Origin of the sequence: Pseudomonas mandelii, assembly GCF_006438925.1 — a bacterium.
Classification (GTDB): domain Bacteria; phylum Pseudomonadota; class Gammaproteobacteria; order Pseudomonadales; family Pseudomonadaceae; genus Aquipseudomonas; species Aquipseudomonas mandelii_C.
Genome location: NZ_RCZA01000001.1, coordinates 138327 through 160214 on the forward strand (window position 1 = coordinate 138327; position 21888 = coordinate 160214).

General features: G+C 59.9%; 17 protein-coding genes. 7 read left to right on the top strand and 10 right to left on the bottom strand.

All coding sequences use genetic code 11. The features are described from left to right. Positions 1-6: 6 nt before the first annotated feature. From EAH74_RS00635 to EAH74_RS00680, 9 genes are all read right to left on the bottom strand, one after another. Positions 7-3459: an alpha/beta fold hydrolase gene (locus EAH74_RS00635; protein ID WP_140674802.1), complete on the bottom strand. Its 3453-nt coding sequence runs from the start codon at positions 3457-3459 to the stop codon at positions 7-9. A gap of 979 nt (positions 3460-4438) precedes the next feature. Next, positions 4439-5620 (bottom strand): retropepsin-like aspartic protease, encoded by a 1182-nt coding sequence (locus tag EAH74_RS00640; RefSeq protein ID WP_140674805.1) that lies wholly within the window; start codon positions 5618-5620, stop codon positions 4439-4441. Between the two features lie 94 nt (positions 5621-5714). Next, positions 5715-6281 carry a GNAT family N-acetyltransferase gene (locus EAH74_RS00645; RefSeq protein WP_140674808.1) on the bottom strand — a complete coding sequence of 189 codons (567 nt, stop codon included), beginning with the start codon at positions 6279-6281 and terminating at the stop codon, positions 5715-5717. A gap of 143 nt (positions 6282-6424) precedes the next feature. Further along, the gene (locus EAH74_RS00650; RefSeq protein ID WP_140674811.1) at positions 6425-7195 is read right to left on the bottom strand and encodes an electron transfer flavoprotein subunit beta; all 771 of its coding nucleotides are present in this window, start codon (positions 7193-7195) and stop codon (positions 6425-6427) included. A 15-nt stretch (positions 7196-7210) separates the two neighbouring features. Further along, positions 7211-8431, bottom strand: coding sequence for an electron transfer flavoprotein subunit alpha/FixB family protein (locus tag EAH74_RS00655; RefSeq protein ID WP_140674814.1), 1221 nt, complete (start codon positions 8429-8431; stop codon positions 7211-7213). Further along, entirely contained in the window at positions 8431-10380 is a 1950-nt protein-coding gene (gene dgcB, locus EAH74_RS00660) for a dimethylglycine demethylation protein DgcB (RefSeq protein WP_140674817.1), read from the bottom strand. Before dgcB ends, EAH74_RS00655 begins: the two co-directional genes overlap by 1 nt. A gap of 145 nt (positions 10381-10525) precedes the next feature. After that, on the bottom strand, positions 10526-12586 hold the full coding sequence (gene dgcA / locus EAH74_RS00670; RefSeq protein WP_140674822.1) for a dimethylglycine demethylation protein DgcA: 2061 nt from the start codon (positions 12584-12586) through the stop codon (positions 10526-10528). 15 nt (positions 12587-12601) lie between these two features. Beyond that, complete coding sequence (locus EAH74_RS00675; protein ID WP_008033249.1) at positions 12602-13132, bottom strand: DUF5943 domain-containing protein; 531 nt, start codon at positions 13130-13132, stop codon at positions 12602-12604. Between the two features lie 78 nt (positions 13133-13210). Further along, the gene (locus EAH74_RS00680) at positions 13211-14188 is read right to left on the bottom strand and encodes a dipeptidase (RefSeq protein WP_008033250.1); all 978 of its coding nucleotides are present in this window, start codon (positions 14186-14188) and stop codon (positions 13211-13213) included. 236 nt (positions 14189-14424) lie between these two features. Between EAH74_RS00680 and EAH74_RS00690 the strand changes: the two genes are divergently transcribed. Together EAH74_RS00690 and EAH74_RS00695 are read left to right on the top strand one after the other, a co-directional pair. Continuing rightward, the gene (locus EAH74_RS00690) at positions 14425-14826 is read left to right on the top strand and encodes a lysozyme inhibitor LprI family protein (protein WP_140674829.1); all 402 of its coding nucleotides are present in this window, start codon (positions 14425-14427) and stop codon (positions 14824-14826) included. Positions 14827-14887: 61 nt separating this feature from the next. After that, the gene (locus tag EAH74_RS00695; protein WP_140674833.1) at positions 14888-15304 is read left to right on the top strand and encodes a DUF3010 family protein; all 417 of its coding nucleotides are present in this window, start codon (positions 14888-14890) and stop codon (positions 15302-15304) included. A 138-nt stretch (positions 15305-15442) separates the two neighbouring features. Here the strand turns inward: EAH74_RS00695 and EAH74_RS00700 are convergent, their stop codons facing one another. Beyond that, complete coding sequence (locus EAH74_RS00700; RefSeq protein ID WP_140674838.1) at positions 15443-16402, bottom strand: GlxA family transcriptional regulator; 960 nt, start codon at positions 16400-16402, stop codon at positions 15443-15445. Positions 16403-16773: 371 nt separating this feature from the next. Between EAH74_RS00700 and choX the strand changes: the two genes are divergently transcribed. From choX to EAH74_RS00725, 5 genes are all read left to right on the top strand, one after another. Next, positions 16774-17718: a choline ABC transporter substrate-binding protein gene (choX, locus tag EAH74_RS00705; RefSeq protein ID WP_123368590.1), complete on the top strand. Its 945-nt coding sequence runs from the start codon at positions 16774-16776 to the stop codon at positions 17716-17718. A 74-nt stretch (positions 17719-17792) separates the two neighbouring features. Continuing rightward, complete coding sequence (locus tag EAH74_RS00710; RefSeq protein ID WP_140674841.1) at positions 17793-18680, top strand: 3-keto-5-aminohexanoate cleavage protein; 888 nt, start codon at positions 17793-17795, stop codon at positions 18678-18680. 142 nt (positions 18681-18822) lie between these two features. Then, positions 18823-19788 carry an L-carnitine dehydrogenase gene (locus EAH74_RS00715; protein ID WP_140674844.1) on the top strand — a complete coding sequence of 322 codons (966 nt, stop codon included), beginning with the start codon at positions 18823-18825 and terminating at the stop codon, positions 19786-19788. A gap of 154 nt (positions 19789-19942) precedes the next feature. Continuing rightward, positions 19943-20419, top strand: a complete 477-nt coding sequence (locus EAH74_RS00720) for a thioesterase family protein (protein ID WP_008151919.1) — start codon at positions 19943-19945, stop codon at positions 20417-20419. Between the two features lie 14 nt (positions 20420-20433). Beyond that, entirely contained in the window at positions 20434-21597 is a 1164-nt protein-coding gene (locus tag EAH74_RS00725; RefSeq protein ID WP_140674847.1) for a gamma-butyrobetaine dioxygenase, read from the top strand. Positions 21598-21888 lie beyond the last annotated feature (291 nt).

Below are 21888 nucleotides of genomic sequence, written 5' to 3' on the forward strand. Positions count from 1 at the left end.
GTTGTTTCAACCTTGGGCGGTTTTCTCCAGGTGTTGCAGGATGATCGGGTACACATCGACCACCGCATCCTTGCCAAACATGCAGTCGATATGGCCGTACCCGGGCACCACATGCCGGCTATAGCGCTCCGGCCCGTGTACCTGGCACACGCGCTCGTAAGTCTTGAGCGTGCTTTCCGGCAGGTAGCACTGGTTGTCCGCGCCGCTGATAAAGCAGATCGGCATGCTCAACCGGTCGAAGTGCGGCATGTAGACATCCTCGCCCTTGAAGTCCACCAGATGCCCTTTGCGCACGATCAGCGCCAGATGCTCGAAGGTGTGCATGTTCGACTCGCCGAACAGTTCGTGCAGGTTGTCGTGCAGGGTTTCGTTGAGGGTGTCGTGGCGATACAACGATGCGTACATGAAGGTGATGCGATGGCACACCGGGTTGGTGCAGTAGCCCTGAGCCTCGATCCGGGCATAGCCGTTGAGCGCCTTGTCGTAGAGTTTGTTGAACCAGTTCTCCTTGTTGTCGGCGTAAGCGGTGAGGGATTTGATGCCAATGGCGTCGAGCATCCCTGGCAGGTGCAAGCCGGCCTTCAGGCCTGTCGCTGTGGCCACAACGGTGTCCGCCGCAATCTGCGAGCAGACAACGGAACGTACGCCCTGCAACCCGGCCAGCAATGACATGAAGAAGGTCGTCGCGCCGTAGCAATGCACCACGCATTGCACATCCGGCGCCTGGGTCGCTTGCTGGATCTGTTCGATGGCGGCTTTGAAATCGTATTGGGCGATCTGGTCGCCATTCCATTCCTTCTTGCTCGCCGGCAGCAGGATGCTCACCCGCAAGTCCAGCAACCAGACGTCGTACTCGTGCTTGCACAAGTACTCCAGCAGGTTGGTCTGAATGGTGTCGGTGGAGAAAATATTCGAGCCCACACCCAATCCATGAACCAGCATCACTGGCCCTTTGCTGCCGCCCTGATAACGGGTCAGGCGCAGTTCGACGTTGTCTTCGGTCTGGAAGAAATGCACTACCGGGGTCGGCGCATCCAGCGGTCGTTTCAGCCGTGGTGGTGCGTCGGGGTTGAAGTAGATGTCGCCGGCAAACACGCCGCCGTAGCTCTCCCAGAGTATCCCGGCGAAGAACTTGCCGAAGCGCGCCAGCCCTTCGATGCGCTCGCGTTCGTTACGGGCATTGAGCACCTTCATGGTGGTCATTTGCTTGGCGAAATCGGTGGGATGGATGTGCATCACCCCGGAACCAATCACCTCGCCGGTCTTGTCCGGCCCGCGATACAGCGTCACGTAGAGGGTGCTGGTGTCGTGCCAGATGTTCAGTACGCCGTTGTCTTCGGGCACGGTTTTGAAGGCGCTGAAGAAATAGTCGTTGCCGTCCTCGGCGGTCAGTTTCATGTCGTACTTCATGTGCCGCACGTCGACCTGTTCCTGATACTGCTCGAACAGGTTGAACACGCCATTGCTGACGGTCAGCGGCTGCGGCGACAGGCTCGGCGCGTTGACCGTCCCCACCAGCGTCGCGGCGTGCTCCGGCTCCTTGATCATGCGATTGAGGTCGTTGGCGGTGATGGTCAGGGTGAAATCGATGGGCGAGTTGTCCGCCTCACCGCGCTTGGCCGCCGCTTCGTAAACCTTCAGGTCAGTGCTCTGGGCCGCGGTGAAGGCCCGGGAGAAGTAACCTTTCATGGTTTCGGTGAACTGCACGCCAAGGGTTTGTGGTGCCACTTGTTTGCGCGGCGCCGAGGGCAGCGTGTAGTCGATCTGCCATCCGCGATCGGCCGCCAGCAGGCCCATGTTGCGCTCGCTCACCGCCGAAATGGTCAGCAACGGGTTAACGGCCAGGGACGTCGGGATGACCGCGCCGTCGGTCACGTACAAACTTGCATACACGTCGGTCCCATTGGCCCCGCTGAACACCTGGCCCTTGTGGTTGACCACGCCCTGCCCCGCGTCCTCGCCCATGACGCAACCGCCCAGCGGATGAACGGAAACGATGCTGTGTTTGAGCAGCTGGGTCCAGATCGGGTTCTCGACCCAGATCCCGCCCAGCGCCTTGGTGCTCAGGTGCAGGCGTTCGTTGCCGATCTTGACGTTTTCCTGCTCGCCGACGCCTGGCCAGTCGATGCGCAACTGATCCTTGCTGTCCAGCACCATGCGGCCCTTGCCGTCGTCGTGACTCATGATCAGGTACGTCTGCATGTTGTGCAGCGCGCCGTAGTACGGGCCACGGACGAAGCTTTCGGCTTCGCGCTCCTTGTACTTCAACTTGCCGGTCAAATTGTCGTCGGTGGGTTTGCCGATCAGCTCGGCGAACCCGGCCATGCTCGGCACCATCGGCCGACCGAGGGCACCGGGGATCGAACCTTCTTCAATGACCATTCGGCTGCGCCAGTCGCCTTCGGTGCGCAGGTCGATGACCGAGGTGATGCACGGGCCAACCGGGTGAAGTTCCTTGGCCGGATGAGCGCCAAAACCGATGCCGTTGATCGGTTGCTCGCAGTTGTGGCCAAAACCGAGGATGTCGCCATTACCGCTCATGTTTTCCCCGAGTTCGCCGGACATCGACAGGCCTTTGTCCCGGGAGCGCAGGAGGATTTCAGTAGAGCCCAGGGTGCCGGCGGAGACGACCACGATGTCGGCTTTGACGAACAGCGTCGGTGCGGAAAACTTCTCGCGACCGCTGTCCAGGTACTGGAAGTGCACGATCCAGCCATCGCCGTCGCGTTCCAGATGCCGCACCTCGGCCTGGCAGAAAATTTCCGCGCCGTGATTCCAGGCGTCCGGCAGGTAGTTCATCAGCGTGGTGTTCTTGGCCTTGTTGTTACAGCCTGAAACGCAGTCACCGCAGTGGTTGCAGGGCAATTGCTCAACGCCGACGTGGTTGAGGTTGTTCGGCAGTTTGTCGAAGGTCACGTTGATCGGCGGCCTGTAGAAGTGCGCGCCTTGCTTGAGGTAATCCGCCGACTTCTTGTTGGCTTCGAGTTTGGGCAACACCGGCGAAGTGCTGGGGTACGGCATGGGTTTGAGCATTTCCCGAGCCCGGGCGTAACCGTCCTTGAGCAAGGTGTCGCGATGTTCACGCACCGCCAGTGGCCAGCGCGGATCGTCGAACACACCGGGTTCCGGTTCCAGGGCGACGTTGGCGTTGATCAGCGACGTACCACCCAGGCCGCAACCAACCACCACGTTCTGCTGGGCGTTGACGTGCAGGTCGAACAGGCCAGTGCGCGAGCCGATGTGACCGTCCGGGTCATGCACCTGCAATTCTTCGGTCGCCGCCACCATCGTGTTCGGGTACTCGCCGGGCTGCATTTCCCGCCCTCGCTCCAGCAGGCACACCCGCTTGCCGGCCCGTGACAGGCGCGACGCGGCAATACCGCCGCCGTAACCCGAGCCGATGACGATCACGTCGTAATGTTCCTTGATGTCGCTGATGGGCGTTGCGATCCGAGTCATGGGTCTATTCCTCTGTCAGGCAGATGGGGCAACTCTGCGGTTGCCTGCAATCAATGGGCGAACGAATACCTGGCCACTGAGTGAACTCAGCGGCAGCCAGCGGGGGCATTGGAAAAGGTCAGGCGCTATAGGCGAGCACGCTGATTGGTGGCGTGTCGGTGAATGCGTCTGCGTAGCAAAGCCGCCGGTGTGGGCACGCAGGTTGCGCAACGAATGGGGGGCGAGCGATGTGGCTGGCTATCCATCACGCGTTCTCCCTGAACCAGATGTGGATAAGTGACGGCTGTCCTTGTGACCTGAGAGTGAAGACAGCCGAGAGTTCGAAGTCAAGGAACCCATTTAGAACTGTATGAAATCTGATCTATTCCATTCAGGCCTATACGGGACGTGGCTTCCAGGGTTTCGCGAACAAGTTATCCACACCTCCACCCACAGTTAATGGGGACAAGTGTGGATTTCGTGGAAACTTTCTCCACAGAAAGCGAAGAAAATCCGTGACTTATCCAGAAGCAGGGTTTTGAACAACGATTGGTTGTTTTTTGATCTAAAGCTCGTAAGGCACGTAATACGTGGCTTGCAGAGGATGGCGAACACGTTATCCACAGAAGCGCCAACAGACTTTGGGGGCAACTTGGGCGGATCTGTGGAAAACCGTTGGAAGCCACGATAAATCGGGGTTTGCTCGAGGTTTATCAGCTTAAAACGGTGATTTGATCGTTTTTTGATCACTCGCCTGATAAGCCCGTTTTATATGGCTTGTAGAGGACAGCGAACATCTTATCCACAGATGCGCTAACAGAGATTGGGGGCAAGTATTGGCTCGCGCTGAAAGTTATCCTCTGGAAAAAGCCTGAAAAAACCGCTAGTTAGGCTGGTTGTTTTTTGTACGAAGGGTTGCAGGGCTTGATTTGTATGGGGTGCAGCGATGGGCGAACACCTTATCCACAGAAGCGCTAACAGGGATTGTGGGTAACCACGATCAGATCCTGTTCAAACACGACCGGCCCGAGTCGATATCCAGATTCAACTCATAGCCATTGAATGCACCCCACCCAAGCAAAAGCGAAGGCACGTACTGACCCAGCAACAACGACGGAGGAATCGTAAAGTCCGGGTAGTAGTTGTAAGTGATCGATTGGATATGTCCCGCCAGGCTCAATTCACCCTTGAAGGTCTGGGAACGCGGCTTATCGGTGACATGAACGGGTGAGTTGCCCGGCGAGGACGACGTCAGGTAATCAGCATTGCCGGTGTCAATAATCGCTGGCGTGGCCCGACGATCCAGGCGTGCGGAAATGGTCAGTCTTTGATTGATGTCGATACGCGCATAGGTAACTTGCGAATCGCATCGCGCGGGAGGTTCGGCGTTAAGCTCCAAGGTCTTTTGGGAGACCTTCAAACGCCCCAACTTACCGATCAGATCAAGTCCAAGTAAGTTATCCCGGTCGCTGACAAACACCAGAACGTTTCTGAACTCGCTTGAGCCTATCTTTAAAGACTCAAAAATTCCGAGTTTGGCAGACAGGTCACGTTCACCATAAAAAGTGCTGTAGCCATAGTGAGAGTCGGTTAATAACCTGATTCCCATCAACTTCGCGGTTTCGTGGTTGACCCGGGTTTGCGGTGCGCCGGTGTCCAGAATGAAGCGCGACGAGACACCATTGGCCGCTTTGACATCAAGGTAGGGCAGCACCTCGTCAGTCACGTGACCGTCACGGGTGTAAGGATGGATAACAAGTACCTCGTGCCGCTTCGCTCTTGTCACCGAAAAATCGCCGACCGTCCGCAGGGTCGCGAGGGATTCGCTGCCGAACATGGAAAACATCGCGTTGAGCTCAGGGTCATTCGCAATTGCCAGAGCATGGCGACGCTTGATCGCAAGATAGTATTCGGGAAGCTGGTTGGCGGTTTTGGCCTCGAACATTCGGGCGAAAACGGACACTGAACAATTCAGGTTTTTTTCAGCATCCAACACCTTGTCGCATTGCTGTTTCATCTGCGCCAGGGAGGCTTTTTGTCCCTGTTCAGACTCCAGCCATTTATAAAAATCCGGATCTTCCTTTCTGGTATCAGCCATCGAACTCGCGGATATACCCAGAAAAAACACAACAAGCATCACGCCACAGATCAGACATGTCTCATGTCGACTGACCGCTTGCATGTTCAACCCATTCTTGAAAACGAGTTTGATGAATTAGCGCTGCTGCCACCCCGCCCCGCTCATGGAAAGCCAGCTCATAGAAGAATGTAGCTCATCAGGGCCGATACATCAGATAGGCCTCACCCGTGACCCGAATCATCGGATGGGGAGTGATCTGGCAGGTATCGACGATACGAAAACCATGTCGCTCGTAAAACCGACGGGCGCCGGTGTTCACGGCGTAGTCGATCAGGCTCAGGCCATTGAGCCCCAACTGGTTGGCACGGTCGTAAGCGTAGGCGAGGAACTGCTTGCCCAGGCCCTGGTTTCGCCAGCCTTCATGCAGCGCCAGGCTGGAAATATAGAGGGTGTCGGGGATTTCCATTTTGGCGTACGGCGCCAGGACGGGATCGGTGACGGGAGCGGCCAGCGGATCGTGACGCATCACGTAGCTGTGCATCATGCCGATGACGCGACCTTGCGCCTCGGCGATGAGGCAGTTTTGATAAGAAAAATCGACGTCGTCACGGGCGTAACGACTGGCGCCTACGTCCAGTAAATCCTGGCCGGGTTGCGCCATCTGGCTCCAGATGTAATCCGCAGCACCTTCTGACGAAATCTGGAACAAGCGAGCAATCTCCCGCGCATCCGCGCGCAGGGCGGAACGAAATTCAACGGTCATTGTTTCCCCATAAATGTCGGTGACACGAGCACCCTGTGGGAGCGAGCCTGCTCGCGAAGTGCGGTGGATCAGTCGCCGGAGATGTTGACTGCGCCCCTTTCGCGAGCAGGCTCGCTCCCACATTAGATGGGTGTTGATAGCTGTTAGCGGACCACGCCTTCTTCGATCAGTAACTTGAGAATGGCTTCGGCACCGGCCTGCGCCGTAACGCCTTTGAGCACCTGACCGCCCCCGCCGCTGGCCTTGGCCGTTGCCGCTTTCATCCGGTCGGCGCCGCTCTTGGCCTTGATCACTTTCAAGCGTTTAGGCCGTGGCTTGGCCGGTTGCAGCGTAGCGACCGCCAGCAGTTCATCGTCGATCACTTCGACTTCATCCGCCTGCAACACGCCACGCCGGGCCGGGCCGTAAGCGCTCTGCCGAGGTTTCGGTGCAGCGTTATCCACAGTTGCGAGGAACGGCAGCCGTACTTTCAAGCGACGGCGCTGACCACGTGGCAAGGCTTGCAGCACCAGCGCTGAATTACCGTCGATGGATTCAACTTGAGCCAGCCCCACGACCAGCGGCCAACCGAGGCTTTCGGCCAGCAGGAACGGCAACATGCCCGAGCCTTCGCCGGTTTCCGCCTGGCTGCCGGTCAGCACGACCTGAGCCCCTGCGTCACGCAAATACGCGGTCAATGCCGGCAGTGCATCGGCGCCTGAAGGTTGTTCAAGCACGTGCAGCTGTTCCAGGCCCATGCCCAAGTACGCGCGCAACGCCGGTTCCGCGACATCGCCGGCATGCAGCACTTGCAGGTTATCCCCAGCCAGCTGCAGACCCAGCTCCACCGCCCGCGCATCCTGCTCCGCACGACGTGGCCGGCCGGAGGTCGGGTGGGCGCCGATGGACACCAGGCTGATGATTTTCGTGCTCATAACCCTTTCCTTCCCTTAAGCCGCATCGCGCTTGGCTTCGTTGCGGTAAGCCTCTACCGCATCGATCAAGGCTTGAAGAATCTCGGCGCTCTCGCCGATCACCGACAGGTCGGCCCGTTTGATCATGTCGCAGCCAGGGTCGAGGTTGATCGCCACCACCTTGTCGCAGGCACCGATGCCTTGCAGGTGCTGGATCGCCCCGGAAATCCCCACCGCCACATAAACCCGCGCGGTGACCCAGGTGCCAGACGCACCGACCTGACGGTCGCGCGCCATGAAACCATCGTCCACCGCAACACGGGACGCGCCTTCGGTTGCGCCGAGGGCTTCGGCCGTCCTGTGGAAAAGTCCCCAGTCCTTGACCCCGTTGCCGCCGGAGAAGATGAACTCGGCTTCGGCCATCGGAATCGCCGCAGGATCCACCGCCACCGCGCCCAAATCCTCGATGCGCGACAGGCTGCGCGCCACCGCTGTGGATAACTCCACCGGCAAGGCTTCGTGACGGGTTTCGCTGACCGGTTCGGCGCACTCGACGGCCGCCAGAATCAAGCGAGCGACCGGACGCGCAAGGTCTTGCAGGCCCGCACCGGCGCGGCCGATGCATTCCTGATCCTTGACCTGCCAGACCCGCGTGGCCGGGCGTTCGCCCAGCGCTGCGGCAAAGCGTCGACCCAATTCACCACCACCGCTGCGGCTGTCCGGCAGCAGCCAGTGACGCGGGCTGAACTGGTTATCCACAGCCCGCAGACCCTGGACCCGTTGTTCCGGTGCATAACCGCTGAATTCTTCGCCATCCAGCACCAGCAAGCGATCGACGCCAGCGGTGGCGAAAGCGTTTTCCTTGTGTTCACCGAAGACCACGGCCAACACCGCACCGTCCTTGCCGGCCAATTGGTGAGCCAGGCCCAGCAAGTCGCGGTCGTGGCTGCTCAAGCGGCCGCCGACCATGTCTGGCACCACGCTGATGTAAAACGCAGGTGCAGGCACTTGGTGCAGTGGCAACTGGACTTCAACCGCAGCCGAGCGTTTGCTCGCCCCGCCCTGTTGAGCGCCACTGCGATCAATGCGTTTGATACCGTTGGGGCCGATAAAACCGATGCCGTGAGGATTCTTGCGGATGACGCCGTTAGGCCCCATCCAGCTGTGTTGCTCCGGTTGCATGGCCGCGTGCAGCGGGTGCAAGCGGTTACGGGCGATCCATTCGGCGCGGGGGTCGCGGCGGATAATGTCGCTCATCAGTGGGCCTCCGCAGGTTCACGTTGGGCCGGTTTGGTCGGCTTGCTCGGGGCAGCGTCTTCGAGCAACGCGTCCGCCACCAGTTCGGCGATGTCCTTGATCAGCGGTCGAGGTTCGACCACGCCTTCGAGCATCGCAGTGCACTGTGGACAACCCACGGCCACCAGTTCGGCGCCGGTTTCGCGGATGTCTTCCATACGCATGTCGGGGATCCGTTGCTTGCCCGGAATGTCGGTGATCGGCGCACCGCCACCACCGCCGCAGCAGCGCGAGCGGAAACCGGAGCGTTGCATTTCTTTCACTTCAATCCCAAGGGCACGCAGCACTTCACGCGGTGCCTCGTATTCGCCGTTGTAGCGGCCGAGGTAGCACGGATCGTGATAAGTCACGCTGCTGCCTTTGTGCTGACCGAGGTTCAGGGCGCCAGCGCCGATGATTTCCGCCATGTAGGTGCTGTGATGCTGCACGAGGTAGTTGCCGTCGAAGGCGCCGTACTCGTTTTTCAGCACGTGGAAGCTGTGCGGGTCGCAGGTGACGATGCGGTTGAAGTTGTATTTGGCCAGGGTCTGGATGTTGCGTTTGGCCAACAGCTGGAAGGTGGCTTCGTCGCCCAGACGTCGGGCCACGTCACCGCTGTCACGCTCTTCGAGGCCCAGTACCGCGAAGTCGACCTTGGCCGCTTTCAGCACTTTGACGAAGGCGCGCAGGGTGCGCTGGTTGCGCATGTCGAAGGCACCGTCGCCGACCCAGAACAGCACGTCGACCGATTTCTTCTCGCTCATCAGATTGAGGTTCAAGTCCGCCGCCCAGTTCATCCGCCCACCTGGGGCGAAGCCGCCAGGGTTGTCGGTGGCGATGAGGTTTTCGAGGACTTCGGCGCCCTTGTTTGGCGTGGCACCTTTTTCCAGGGTCAAGTGACGGCGCATGTCGACGATGGCGTCGACGTGCTCGATCATCATCGGGCACTCCTCGACACAGGCGCGGCAAGTGGTGCAGGACCACAGGGTTTCAGCGTCCACCAGACCGTTGACGATCGGTTGATGCGGGTTGCCGGCGTGTTCGCCAATCGCTTTGCCTGGATACGGGCTTCCGGCGAATTTGGCATCAGTGCCACCGGCAAGGCCGACGACCATGTCTTGAATCAGCTTTTTCGGGTTCAGCGGCTGGCCGGCGGCGAACGCCGGGCACGCGGCTTCGCACTTGCCGCACTGCACGCAGGCGTCGAAGCCGAGCAGTTGGTTCCAGGTGAAATCCTTGGGTTTTTCCACGCCCAGTGGCGCGTTTGGATCGTTCAGGTCCAGCGGTTTCAAACCGGTGGAACGGCCGCCGCCAAAACGCTCGGCGCGACGGTGCCAGGCCAGGTGCAAAGCACCGGCGAAGGCGTGCTTCATCGGCCCGCCCCAGGTCATGCCGAAGAACAGTTCGCTAACGCCCCACAGCACACCAACGCCGAGGATCGCCGCCACCACCCAACCGCCGAAGTTTTCCGGGAGGATGCCGGCGACCGGCAGGGTCAACAGGAAGAAGCTCGCCGAGAACGCCAACAGGCTTTTCGGCAGACGCATCCATGGCCCTTTGGAAAGGCGAGCCGGTGGGTTGCGACGACGCAGGAACATGAAAATCGCACCAACGAACATCACCGCCGAGGCAATCAACAGGGCAACACCGAGAATGCGATTGTGCAGGCCGAAACCGTGAACCAGGATCGCCAGCACAATGGACGCCACTGCACCGCCAGCCGTGGCGACGTGAGTGTTGGCGATGTATTTGTCCCGCGCGACGACATGGTGCAAATCGACCATATAGCGCTTGGGCATGGCGAACAGGCCGCCGATCAGGTCGACTTTCGAAGCCCGGCCCCGGCGCCACATAGCCACCCGCCGCAACGCGCCGAGGACGGCAAGGCCCAGGGCTGCGAACAACAGGATTGGAAGAAGGGTGTTCAACATGGTGAAGCTCCCACCAAAACATCTTGGAGAAACGCGGTCGATGTAGGAGCTGCCGAAGGCTGCGATCTTTTGATCTGGATCTTAAAAAACAAAGTCAAAAGATCGCAGCCTTCGGCAGCTCCTACACAGGGGATGCGTCAGTGGCTTAGAAATCCTTGCACAACCGCAGCGCGTCGTAGATCGCCGCGTGGGTGTTGCGCTGCGCCACGCAGTCGCCGATGCGGAACAGCAAGTAGCCGTCACCCGGTTGGCTCAGCGAAGGTTGTGGCTTGATCGCGAACAAGGCTTCGATGTCCATCTGGCCTTTGTTGCGCGAGCCTTCCTTCAGGGCGTAGTAGATTTCTTCGTCCGGACGCACGCCGTTTTCGACGACGACCTGGTCCACCACCCGCTCCTCTTTGGCGCCGGTGTATTCGTTTTCCAGCACCGCCACCAGCTTGTCGCCTTCGCGGTAGACCTTCTCCAACATCATGTCCCCGGTCATGATCACTTCTTTGGGGTACATGCTGCGGTAGTACGTCGGGAACGAGGTGCCGCCAATCGCCACGCCCGGTTTGATGTCGTCAGTGACGATCTCGACCTGGCTGCCCTTGTCGGCGAGGAAGTCGGCGGTCGACATCCCGGTGAACTCGCAAATGGTGTCGTAGACCAGCACGTTCTTGCCCGGTGCAACCTTGCCATCGAGGATGTCCCAGCTGCTGACCACCAGGCCTTCAGCCGCGCCCCAGTGCTCGTTCTGCTCCAGGAATGGATGGCCGCCGACGGCGAGTACCACCACGTCCGGACGCAGGTCGAGAATGGTTGCCGCATCGGCCGCCACGCCCAGGCGCAGGTCGACTTTCAAACGCGCCAGCTCAAGTTGGAACCAGCGGGTGATACCGGCGATCTGGTCCCGTTGCGGGGCTTTCGAAGCGGTCGTGATCTGCCCGCCAATGAATTCTTTCTTCTCGAACAGGGTCACGTCGTGGCCACGTTCGGCAGACACACGAGCGGCTTCCATCCCGGCAGGACCGGCACCGACCACCACAACCTTGCGCTTCACACCGGTCGACTTCTCGATGATGTGCGGCACGCCCATGTATTCACGGGAGGTCGCGGCGTTCTGGATGCACAACACGTCCAGGCCCTGGTACTGACGGTCGATGCAGTAGTTGGCGCCGACGCATTGTTTGATCTGGTCGACCTGACCCATTTTGATTTTGGCGATCAGGTGCGGGTCGGCGATGTGGGCGCGGGTCATGCCGACCATGTCCACGTAGCCGCCTTCCAGAATACGGGTCGCCTGGTTTGGGTCCTTGATGTTCTGCGCGTGCAGCACCGGGGCCTTGACCACTTCTTTGATACCGGCGGCCAAATGCAGGAATGGCTCCGGTGGATAACTCATGTTCGGGATAACGTTGGCCAGGGTGTTGTGGGTGTCACAACCCGAACCCACCACGCCGATGAAGTCGATCATGCCGGTGTCGTCGTAGTACTTGGCGATCTGCTTCATGTCCTCGTGGGACAAGCCGTCCGGGTGGAACTCGTCACCGCACAGACGAATGCCGACGCAGAAATCCGGGCCGACTTCAGCCCGCACAGCCTTGATCACTTCCAGGCCGAAACGCATGCGATTCTCGAAGCTGCCGCCCCATTCGTCGGTACGTTTGTTGACCCGTGGGCTCCAGAACTGGTCGATCATGTGCTGGTGCACAGCAGACAGTTCGACGCCGTCCAGGCCACCGGCCTTGGCGCGGCCAGCCGCGGTGGCGTAGTTGCCGATCACCCGCCAGATTTCTTCCGGTTCGATGGTTTTGCAGGTCGCACGGTGTACCGGTTCACGGATGCCCGATGGCGACAGCAGGGTTGGCCAATGCTCGCCGTCCCAGCGCGAACGACGACCCATGTGGGTAATCTGGATCATGATCTTGGCGCCATGCTTGTGCATGGCATCGGCCAGGTTCTGGAAGTGCGGAATGATCCGGTCGTCGGCCAGGTTGACCGACTTCCACCAGCCTTGCGGGCTGTCGATGGCCACACTGGAGGAACCGCCGCAAATCGCCAGGCCGATCCCGCCCTTGGCTTTCTCTTCGTAATACTTGACGTACCGGTCGGTGGTCATGCCGCCGTCGGTGGCATAAACCTCGGCGTGCGCGGTGCTGAGCACGCGGTTGCGGATGGTCAGTTTGCCGATCTGGATCGGCTGGAACATTGCTTCGAAAGCCATGGCGGGTTCCTCGACTTACAACGGCTTGACGGTGAACAGGCCGTCGTCGTGGCCTTCTTCGGAGCCACCGTAAACCTGTTCGGCAACGGTGCGGATCTTGCTGCCGCGGGCTTGCAGAATCTGGTCCATGGCACCGGCAAACCAGCCGGTGAACATGTAGTCGACCTTGCGCCCGACCTTGCCGTACACGTAGACGAACGCCGAGTGTTCAAGCTTGACGCTGGCAGTGCCTTTGTCGAGGTCGATGTCCTGGATCTTGAACAGGCCCCAGCCGCGCTGCGACAGGCGTTTCATGTAGTGCTCGAACACCGCAACGCCTTCCAGGCCGTGGCATTCAGCTTCTTTTTCACACCAGTGCCAGGCGGATTTGTAGCCGGCCTTGTAGAGGATTTCGGCGTAGGCGTCGGCGCCCAGCACTTCCTCGATGCCCATGTGGTTGTTGACGAAGAAATGACGCGGCACGTACAGCATTGGCAGGGCGTCGGAGGTCCAGACACCGGTTTCGCTGTCGACTTCGATTGGCAATTGCGGGGCGATCTTGGCCATGGAAACTTAACTCCAGAAAAATTTTGGTGTTGCCCCCGGCGCGGACGGCCGGGGGAAAGAATTCAGAGGTGCTGCGGCTTACTCACCCCAGACGTCCTTCAAGACGTTGACCCAGTTCTCGCCCATGATCTTGCGGACCACGCGCTCGGAATGGCCGCGCTTGAGCAGGGTTTCGGTCAGGTTCGGGAACTCGCCGACGGTGCGGATGCCCAGCGGGTTGATGATCTTGCCGAAGCTGGTCAGGCGGCGGGCGTAGCCCTTGTCATGGGTCAGGTATTCAAAGAAGTCCTGGCCATGGCCCTGGGTGAAGTCGGTGCCGATGCCGATGGCGTCTTCGCCGACGATGTTCATGGTGTATTCGATGGCTTCGGCGTAATCGTCGATGGTCGAATCGATGCCCTTGGCCAGGAATGGCGCAAACATGGTCACGCCGACGAAACCGCCGTGATCGGCGATGAACTTCAGCTCTTCATCGGATTTGTTGCGCGGGTGAATTTTCAGACCCGACGGCAGGCAATGGGAGTAGCAAACCGGTTTCTTCGATTCGAGGATGACTTCTTCGGAGGTTTTCGAACCCACGTGGGACAGGTCGCACATGACGCCGACGCGGTTCATCTCGGCGACGATTTCGCGACCGAAACCCGACAGGCCGCCATCACGCTCGTAGCAGCCGGTACCCACCAGGTTTTGCGTGTTGTAGCACATCTGCACGATACCGACGCCCAGCTGCTTGAACACCTCGACGTAGCCGATCTGGTCTTCAAAAGCGTGAGCATTCTGGAAGCCGAAGAGGATGCCGGTCTTGCCCTGCTCTTTGGCTTTGCGGATATCGGCGGTGGTGCGCACCGGAATCACCAGGTCGCTGTTCTCGCGAATCAGCTTCTGGCTGGCGGCGATATTGTTCACGGTGGCCTGGAAGCCCTCCCACACCGACACTGTGCAGTTGGCCGCGGTCAGACCGCCCTTGCGCATGTCTTCGAACAGCTCACGGTTCCACTTGGCAATAATCAGACCGTCGATAACGATGCTGTCGGCGTGCAATTCGGCTGGGCTCATCAGGCTGTCCCCTATTAGCGATTCATGCGCCGAATCGTATGCCGGCGCTTTGGGGCCAGCATATGCCTGAGGGAGGGGGCAGCCGGGTGCAAAAACGACAGGGGGTTTGCCGAAAGCGTCAATCTGCGACAAAGGGTCGTCGCCGGACGTCATGGGCCACCTGTTCAAGGGCCCGCGCATGAGCCAGAATTCGCGGCATTACTGGATGCTTTACTGGAATAAGGGGCGGCGGCGCAATGAAATCGATCTTCCTGGCTTTGGCACTGATAGCGACCGGCGTACACGCGGCGGAAGAGTCCGACGACAACCCCTGCGACAAAGTCGAAAACGAGGTTCAGACCCTGGAATGCTCGGCCTTCAGCAGAACCACCGCCGAACAGTTGCTCAAAGACAACTATCAGGGCCTGAACGAGCGCATGCAAACGGCCTACAGCAAGAACCCGGCGCAACTGGCCGACATCACCGGCAAGCTCAAAGCCGCACAACAGCAGTGGTTGAAGACACGAGATGCGGATTGCGCGGTTGAGGCGTTTCCGGCGACGACCGGTAGCAAGGCATTCACCATCGCGCAGAATGATTGCGTGGCGCGAATGAGTGACGAGCGGTCGGAGTTTTTGGAGTCGATTGGGCAGGAGTAAGCACAAACCCCAGCCAACAAGACCTGTAAGCTGAACATCTTCAGCCAGTAAAGGGATTCAAATGAAAATCTGCGGCATCGAAATCAAAGGCAGCGAAGCCATCATCGCCGTGGCCTCCCTCGACGATCAGGCCCTTAGCCACATCCCGCTGAACACCAAGAAAATCGCCCTCGACGATGACGACGAAGCCGCCAACGTCAAAGTCTTTGCCGCTCAGGTGGCGTCGTTTGTGCGCGAGAACTCCATCGACCGGATCGCGATCAAGAAGCGCAGCAAAAAAGGCGAGTTCGCCGGTGGGCCGACCACGTTCAAGATCGAGGGTGTTTTCCAGTTGCTGGGAAATTGCGAGGTCACACTGCTGTCGCCACAGACGATTAATGCACAGAACAAGAAGTTCGACTTTGAACTTCCGGCCACGCTGAACAAGTATCAGCATGAGGCGTTTAAAGCGGCCTGCTCGGCATTGATGAAGAAGTAACGCCCACAGCAGATCAAAACTGTGGGAGCGAGCCTGCTCGCGATAGCGGTGGATTAGTCGACATCAACTTGTAGACAGACCGATATCGCGAGCAGGCTCGCTCCCACAGGGGGTCTATGGTGTTGTCGAAATCTGTGTTCAAACCAGTTCTCGCCCATCCCCCAACCGTCGTCGGTCCTCTCGCGGGCACCGGGCAAATTTTGCCCGATAGCTTCGGGTGAAATACGACGGCGATTCAAACCCGCACGCAATACTCACTTCCAACACACTCATGTCCGTCTGCCGCAGCAGCTGCCGGGCTTTTTCCAGTCGTAACCGCAGGTAGAAATTGCTCGGTGTGTCGTTCAGGTGCAACCGAAACAAGCGTTCCAGCTGCCGCCGTGTCACCTTGATCGACTCCGCCAATTCCAGCGTGCTCAGCGGCGGTTCGCTGTGCTGCTCCATCTCCCCAATCACCTGCACCAGTTTCTTGTTGCTGATGCCATAACGCGTGGCGACTTCCATGCGCTGGTGATCTTTGCGTGGGCGAATGCGGCCGAGTACGAATTGTTCGCTGACCTGGATCGCCAGTTCCGGGCCATGGGCCTGGCTGATGAGGTCGAGCATCAGGTCGATGGACGCGGTGCCGCCGGCGGAGGTAATGCGCCGGCGGTCGATCTCGAACAACTCCTGGGTGACGCTGAGCTGTGGATAGGACTCCTTGAAGGCGTCGATGGCTTCCCAGTGCAGGGTCAGGCGATGGCCGTCGAGCAGGCCGGCTTCGGCGAGGACGAAGCTACCGGTGTCGATGGCGCCGAGGGTCACGCCTTCGTTGTCCAGGCGGCGCAGCCAGTGTTCCAGCGCCGGGGTTGCGAATTTCAGGGGCTCGAAGCCGGCGACCACCAATAGCGTTGCGCCCTTCTTCAGCGGTTCCAGCGCCGCATCGGCGTTGACCGACATGCCATTGCTGGCCAATACCGCCCCGCCATCCGCGCTGAGCACATGCCAGCGGTAGAGCTCGCCACGAAAGCGATTGGCGACTCGCAGCGGCTCGATGGCCGAGATGAAACCGATGGCCGAGAAACCCGGCATCAACAGGAAGTAGAAGTCCTGGGACATGGAGCGCACTCGACTGGCAGGTAACGAGAGGGCGGGAAGCGTGTGGACGTTGATACGCCAGTTGCGCGCGGCATTCAAGAGGACAGGTCGCTGCAGTGCAAGAGCTGGTCGCCGCAGTGCGCTTTGACGGGGCTCAAGCTGCGTAACTTGGCATCACCGGCGCACGGCGCATCCGGTCTTACGGATAGCTGCTCAATTTTTGCGGCGTCTGTTGTCCTCATGCTGCGTTGCCGCTCCTCGTCATAGCGAGCTATGACTCGTCGCGGCGCCTTGCCTGAGAACAACAGCCACTCGCCAAAATATGAGCGCTATCCGCAAGACCGGATGCAGACGCCCGGACCCACAATAACGAACTGCCGAGGAAACCTGAGATGAAACGACTGATCAGCAGCTGTGTTCTTGCACTCAGCGGTACCGCTTTCCTGAGCGCCAGCGTCATGGCGGCCGAACCTGCTTCATGCCAGAACGTGCGCATGGGCGTCGTGAACTGGACCGACGTGATCGCTACCAGTGCCATGACCCAAGTCCTGCTCGATGGCCTCGGCTACAACACCAAACAAACCAGCGCTTCCCAGCAAATCATCTTTGCCGGGATCCGCGACCAGCGCCTGGACTTGTTCCTGGGCTACTGGAACCCGCTGATGACCCAGACCATCACCCCGTTCGTCGCGGCCAATCAGGTCAAGGTGCTTGAGGCGCCAAGCCTGAAAGACGCTCGCGCCACACTCGCGGTACCGACTTACCTCGCCGACAAGGGCCTGAAAACCTTCGCCGACATCGCCAAGTTCGAGAAAGAATTGGGCGGCAAGATCTACGGCATCGAGCCTGGCTCGGGCGCCAACACCCAGATCAAGGCGATGATCGCCAAGAACCAGTTTGGCCTCGGCAAGTTCCAGTTGGTCGAGTCCAGTGAGGCCGGCATGCTCGCGGCGGTGGATCGCGCCGTGCGACGCAAAGAGGCCGTGGTGTTCTTCGGCTGGGCGCCGCATCCGATGAACGTCAACGTGAAGATGACGTACCTCACCGGCAGCGACGACGCCTTGGGCCCGAACGAAGGCATGGCCACGGTCTGGACCGTCACCGCACCGAAATACGCCGAGCAATGCCCGAACATCGGTCGTTTGCTGAGCAACCTGACGTACACCGCCGAAGACGAGAGCCGGATGATGCAGCCGCTGCTGGATCACAAGGACGCCTTCGAATCGGCCAAGCAATGGCTGAAGGATCACCCGCAAGACAAGCAACGCTGGCTCGAAGGCGTGACCACCTTCGATGGCAAGCCAGCCGCTGAAAACCTGCAACTGACCACCAAATAAACCCGATTGAACCACCGACTCGCAGCCCGACCGGGCTGCGAACGGAATCATCACGCCTGCAAGGAACCCGCCTCATGAACCACGACGTCATCATCACCTGCGCACTCACCGGTGCTGGCGACACGACCAGCAAAAGCCCACACGTGCCGGTCACCCCGAAACAAATCGCCGCGGCCGCCGTAGAAGCTGCCAAGGCTGGCGCCACTGTCGTTCACTGCCACGTTCGCAATCCCGAAACCGGCAAATTCAGCCGTGACGTAGCGCTGTATCGCGAAGTGATGGAGCGCATCCGCGAGGCGGACGTCGACATCATCGTCAACCTCACCGCCGGCATGGGTGGCGACCTGGAAATCGGTGCTGGCGAGAACCCGATGGAGTTTGGCCCGAACACCGACCTGGTCGGCCCGCTGACCCGTCTGGCCCACGTTGAAGAGCTACTGCCGGAAATCTGCACCCTCGATTGCGGCACCCTGAACTTCGGCGACGGCGACACCATTTACGTGTCCACCCCGGCCCAGCTACGCGCTGGCGCCAAACGCATTCAAGAGCTGGGCGTGAAAGCCGAGCTCGAAATTTTCGACACCGGTCACCTGTGGTTCGCCAAGCAGATGATCAAGGAAGGGTTGCTCGACGACCCGCTGTTTCAACTGTGCCTGGGCATCCCGTGGGGCGCGCCGGCCGACACCACCACCATGAAAGCCATGGTCGACAACCTGCCTGCCAATGCGGTCTGGGCCGGCTTCGGCATCGGTCGCATGCAAATGCCGATGGCTGCGCAAGCGGTGCTGCTCGGCGGCAACGTGCGGGTCGGTCTGGAAGACAACATCTGGCTGGACAAAGGCGTACTGGCGACCAACGGCCAACTGGTCGAACGCGCCTCGGAGATCCTCAGCCGTCTCGGCGCCCGTGTTCTGACGCCGGCGGAAGGCCGGGCAAAAATGGGCCTGACCAAGCGCGGTTAAACACGAACAACTTTTTCCAATTGTGGGAGCGAGCCTGCTCGCGAAGAGGCCGTCACATCCGGCATCTCTGCCGACTGACACTCCGCATTCGCGAGCAGGCTCGCTCCCACATTAGGTCACCGAATTCTTTTAGGACGTCGCCATGAGCTTTATCACTGAAATCAAAACCTTCGCCGCCTTGGGCAGCGGTGTCATCGGCAGCGGTTGGGTGTCCCGCGCCCTCGCCCACGGCCTCGACGTGGTGGCCTGGGACCCGGCGCCCGGTGCCGAAGCCGCGCTGCGCAAACGCGTCGCCAATGCCTGGGCCGCTTTGGAGAAACAGGGCCTTGCGCCAGGTGCGTCGCAGGATCGGCTGCGCTTTGTCGCAACCATTGAAGAATGCGTTCGTGACGCGGATTTCATTCAGGAAAGCGCCCCTGAGCGTCTGGACCTGAAACTGGAACTGCACAGCAAAATCAGCGCGGCGGCCAAGCCCAATGCCTTGATCGGTTCCAGTACTTCCGGCCTGTTGCCGAGCGAGTTCTACGAGAGTTCGACGCACCCGGAACGCTGCGTCGTCGGCCACCCGTTCAACCCGGTTTACCTGCTGCCGCTGGTGGAAGTGGTGGGCGGCAAAAACACGGCTCCCGAAGCCGTTCAAGCGGCCATGAAAGTCTATGAATCGTTGGGCATGCGTCCGCTGCATGTGCGCAAGGAAGTACCCGGTTTTATCGCCGACCGATTGCTCGAAGCGTTGTGGCGTGAGGCGCTGCACCTGGTTAACGACGGTGTGGCGACCACCGGTGAAATCGATGATGCGATTCGCTTTGGCGCGGGTCTGCGCTGGTCGTTCATGGGCACGTTCTTGACGTACACCCTGGCGGGTGGCGATGCAGGGATGCGGCACTTCATGGCGCAATTCGGGCCGGCGTTGCAGTTGCCGTGGACGTATCTGCCGGCGCCGGAACTGACCGACAAGTTGATTGATGATGTGGTGGATGGCACCAGCGATCAGTTGGGCACGCACAGCATTTCGGCGCTGGAGCGCTATCGTGATGATTGCTTGCTGGCAGTGCTGGAGGCGGTGAAGACCACCAAAGAGAAGCATGGGATGGCCTTCAGCGAATAATAAGCCAGCAGGACCGGCCCCATCGCGAGCAGGCTCGCTCCCACAGGGAGTTTGCTGGGTGACACAGTTTAAGTTCACACCTCAAATCAACTGTGGGAGCGAGCCTGCTCGCGATGACGGCAGCCCAGTCACCCCAACACTCCGGATCCTCATCATGCCCACCCTCACCACCTACCAAACCAAAATCATCCCCGACTGGGTCGACTACAACGGCCACCTGCGCGACGCCTTCTACCTGCTGATTTTCAGCTACGCCACTGACGCGCTGATGGATCGCCTGGGCATGGACAGCAACAACCGCGAAGCCAGCGGCAACTCGCTGTTTACCCTCGAACTGCACCTCAATTATCTGCACGAAGTGAAGCTCGACGCCGACGTCGAAGTGCACACCCAAATCATCGGCCACGACAGCAAACGCCTGCACCTCTATCACAGCCTGCATCTGGCGGGTGATGAGAAGGAATTGGCGGGCAACGAGCAAATGCTGCTGCACGTCGATCTTGCCGGGCCGCGCTCCGCACCGTTCAGCGAAGACACCTTGAGCAAGCTGCAAGCCATCGTCGCCGAGCAAACCGACCTTCCCGCCCCCGACTACATTGGCCGAGTGATCGCGTTACCCCCTAAAAAATAACAAGGAGATCGCCATTGAACACCGCCGCCGCTTTTGCCGACTTCCGTACTTACCCGTTGATCAGCGCGTTGACCGCCGTACACACCCTGGCGGACCGAATTCAAGTGCAGTGGGCCGATGACCGTGTCAGCCCCTTTCATCATCAGTGGCTGCGGGACAACTGCCCGTGCCTGCTGTGCGTCTACACCGTCACCCGCGAGCAAGTGCTGGAAATCGTCGACGTCGCCGAAAACCTCAAGCCCTCGGACGTCATCGTTGATGCCGAAGGCTGCCTGCGTGTCGACTGGCAGGACGGCCATCTCAGCCGCTTCGACCCTGGCTGGTTACGGGCCCACGCCTACGATGACGAGTCCCGTGCCGAACGCCGGGCATCCAAGCCAAAAAGCCAGCTCTGGAACAGCAACCTGACGCTGCCCGTGTTCGATTACCAGGCGTTGATGAACGACAACGACGCCTTGCTGCAATGGCTGCTGGCCGTGCGCGATACCGGCCTGACTCAGGTCCGCGGTGTGCCCACCGAGCCTGGCTCGTTGAAGTTGATTGCCCAGCGGATTTCCTTCATCCGCGAGAGCAATTTTGGCGTGCTGTTCAACGTGCAATCCAAGGCCGATGCCGACAGCAATGCCTACACCGCATTCAACCTGCCGCTGCACAGCGACCTGCCAACCCGGGAGTTACAACCGGGGCTGCAATTTCTGCATTGCCTGGTGAATGACGCCGAGGGTGGCGAGAGTATTTTCGTCGACGGTTTTGCCATTGCCGAAGCCTTGCGTCAGGAAGATCCCGAGGCGTTCGAAAGCCTCTGCGAAATCCCTGTGGAGTTCCGCAACAAAGACCGCCACAGCGACTACCGCTGTCTCGCGCCGATCATCGCGCTGGATGCCTTTGGGCAGGTGTCGGAAATCCGCATGGCGAATTTTCTGCGCGGCCCGTTCGATGCGTCGGTCGAGCAGATGCCTGCTCTCTATCACGCCTACCGCCGCTTTATTGCGATGACCCGGGAAACGCGATTCCGGGTGATGACGCGGTTAAACCCCGGCGAAATGTGGTGTTTCGACAACCGCCGCACCCTCCACGCCCGCAACGCCTTCGACCCCGCCACCGGCGCCCGGCATTTTCAGGGTTGCTATGTCGACCGTGATGAATTGTTGTCGCGCATCCTCGTGTTGCAACGCTAGACCGCGTCATCGTTCATCGCGAGCAGGCTCGCTCCCACACGGGAATGCAATCCCATGTGGGAGCGAGCCTGCTCGCGATGGCGTCGGCTCAAACACCCTATTCCTCCCTGATTCACAGGCAAAAAAAACCCCGATCAAGCCGTGACAGGATCGGGGCAGAGGTGGGTACTGTTGAGGAGCCGTTGCGCGAGGGTGACCAAACCTTCGTGAAGCCAGCTGATCCCAGTGTGCCCACTCTCCCTTCTCGCAAGTTAGCCGAAAACGACCTGTTCATAGGTATTGCGGCCATTG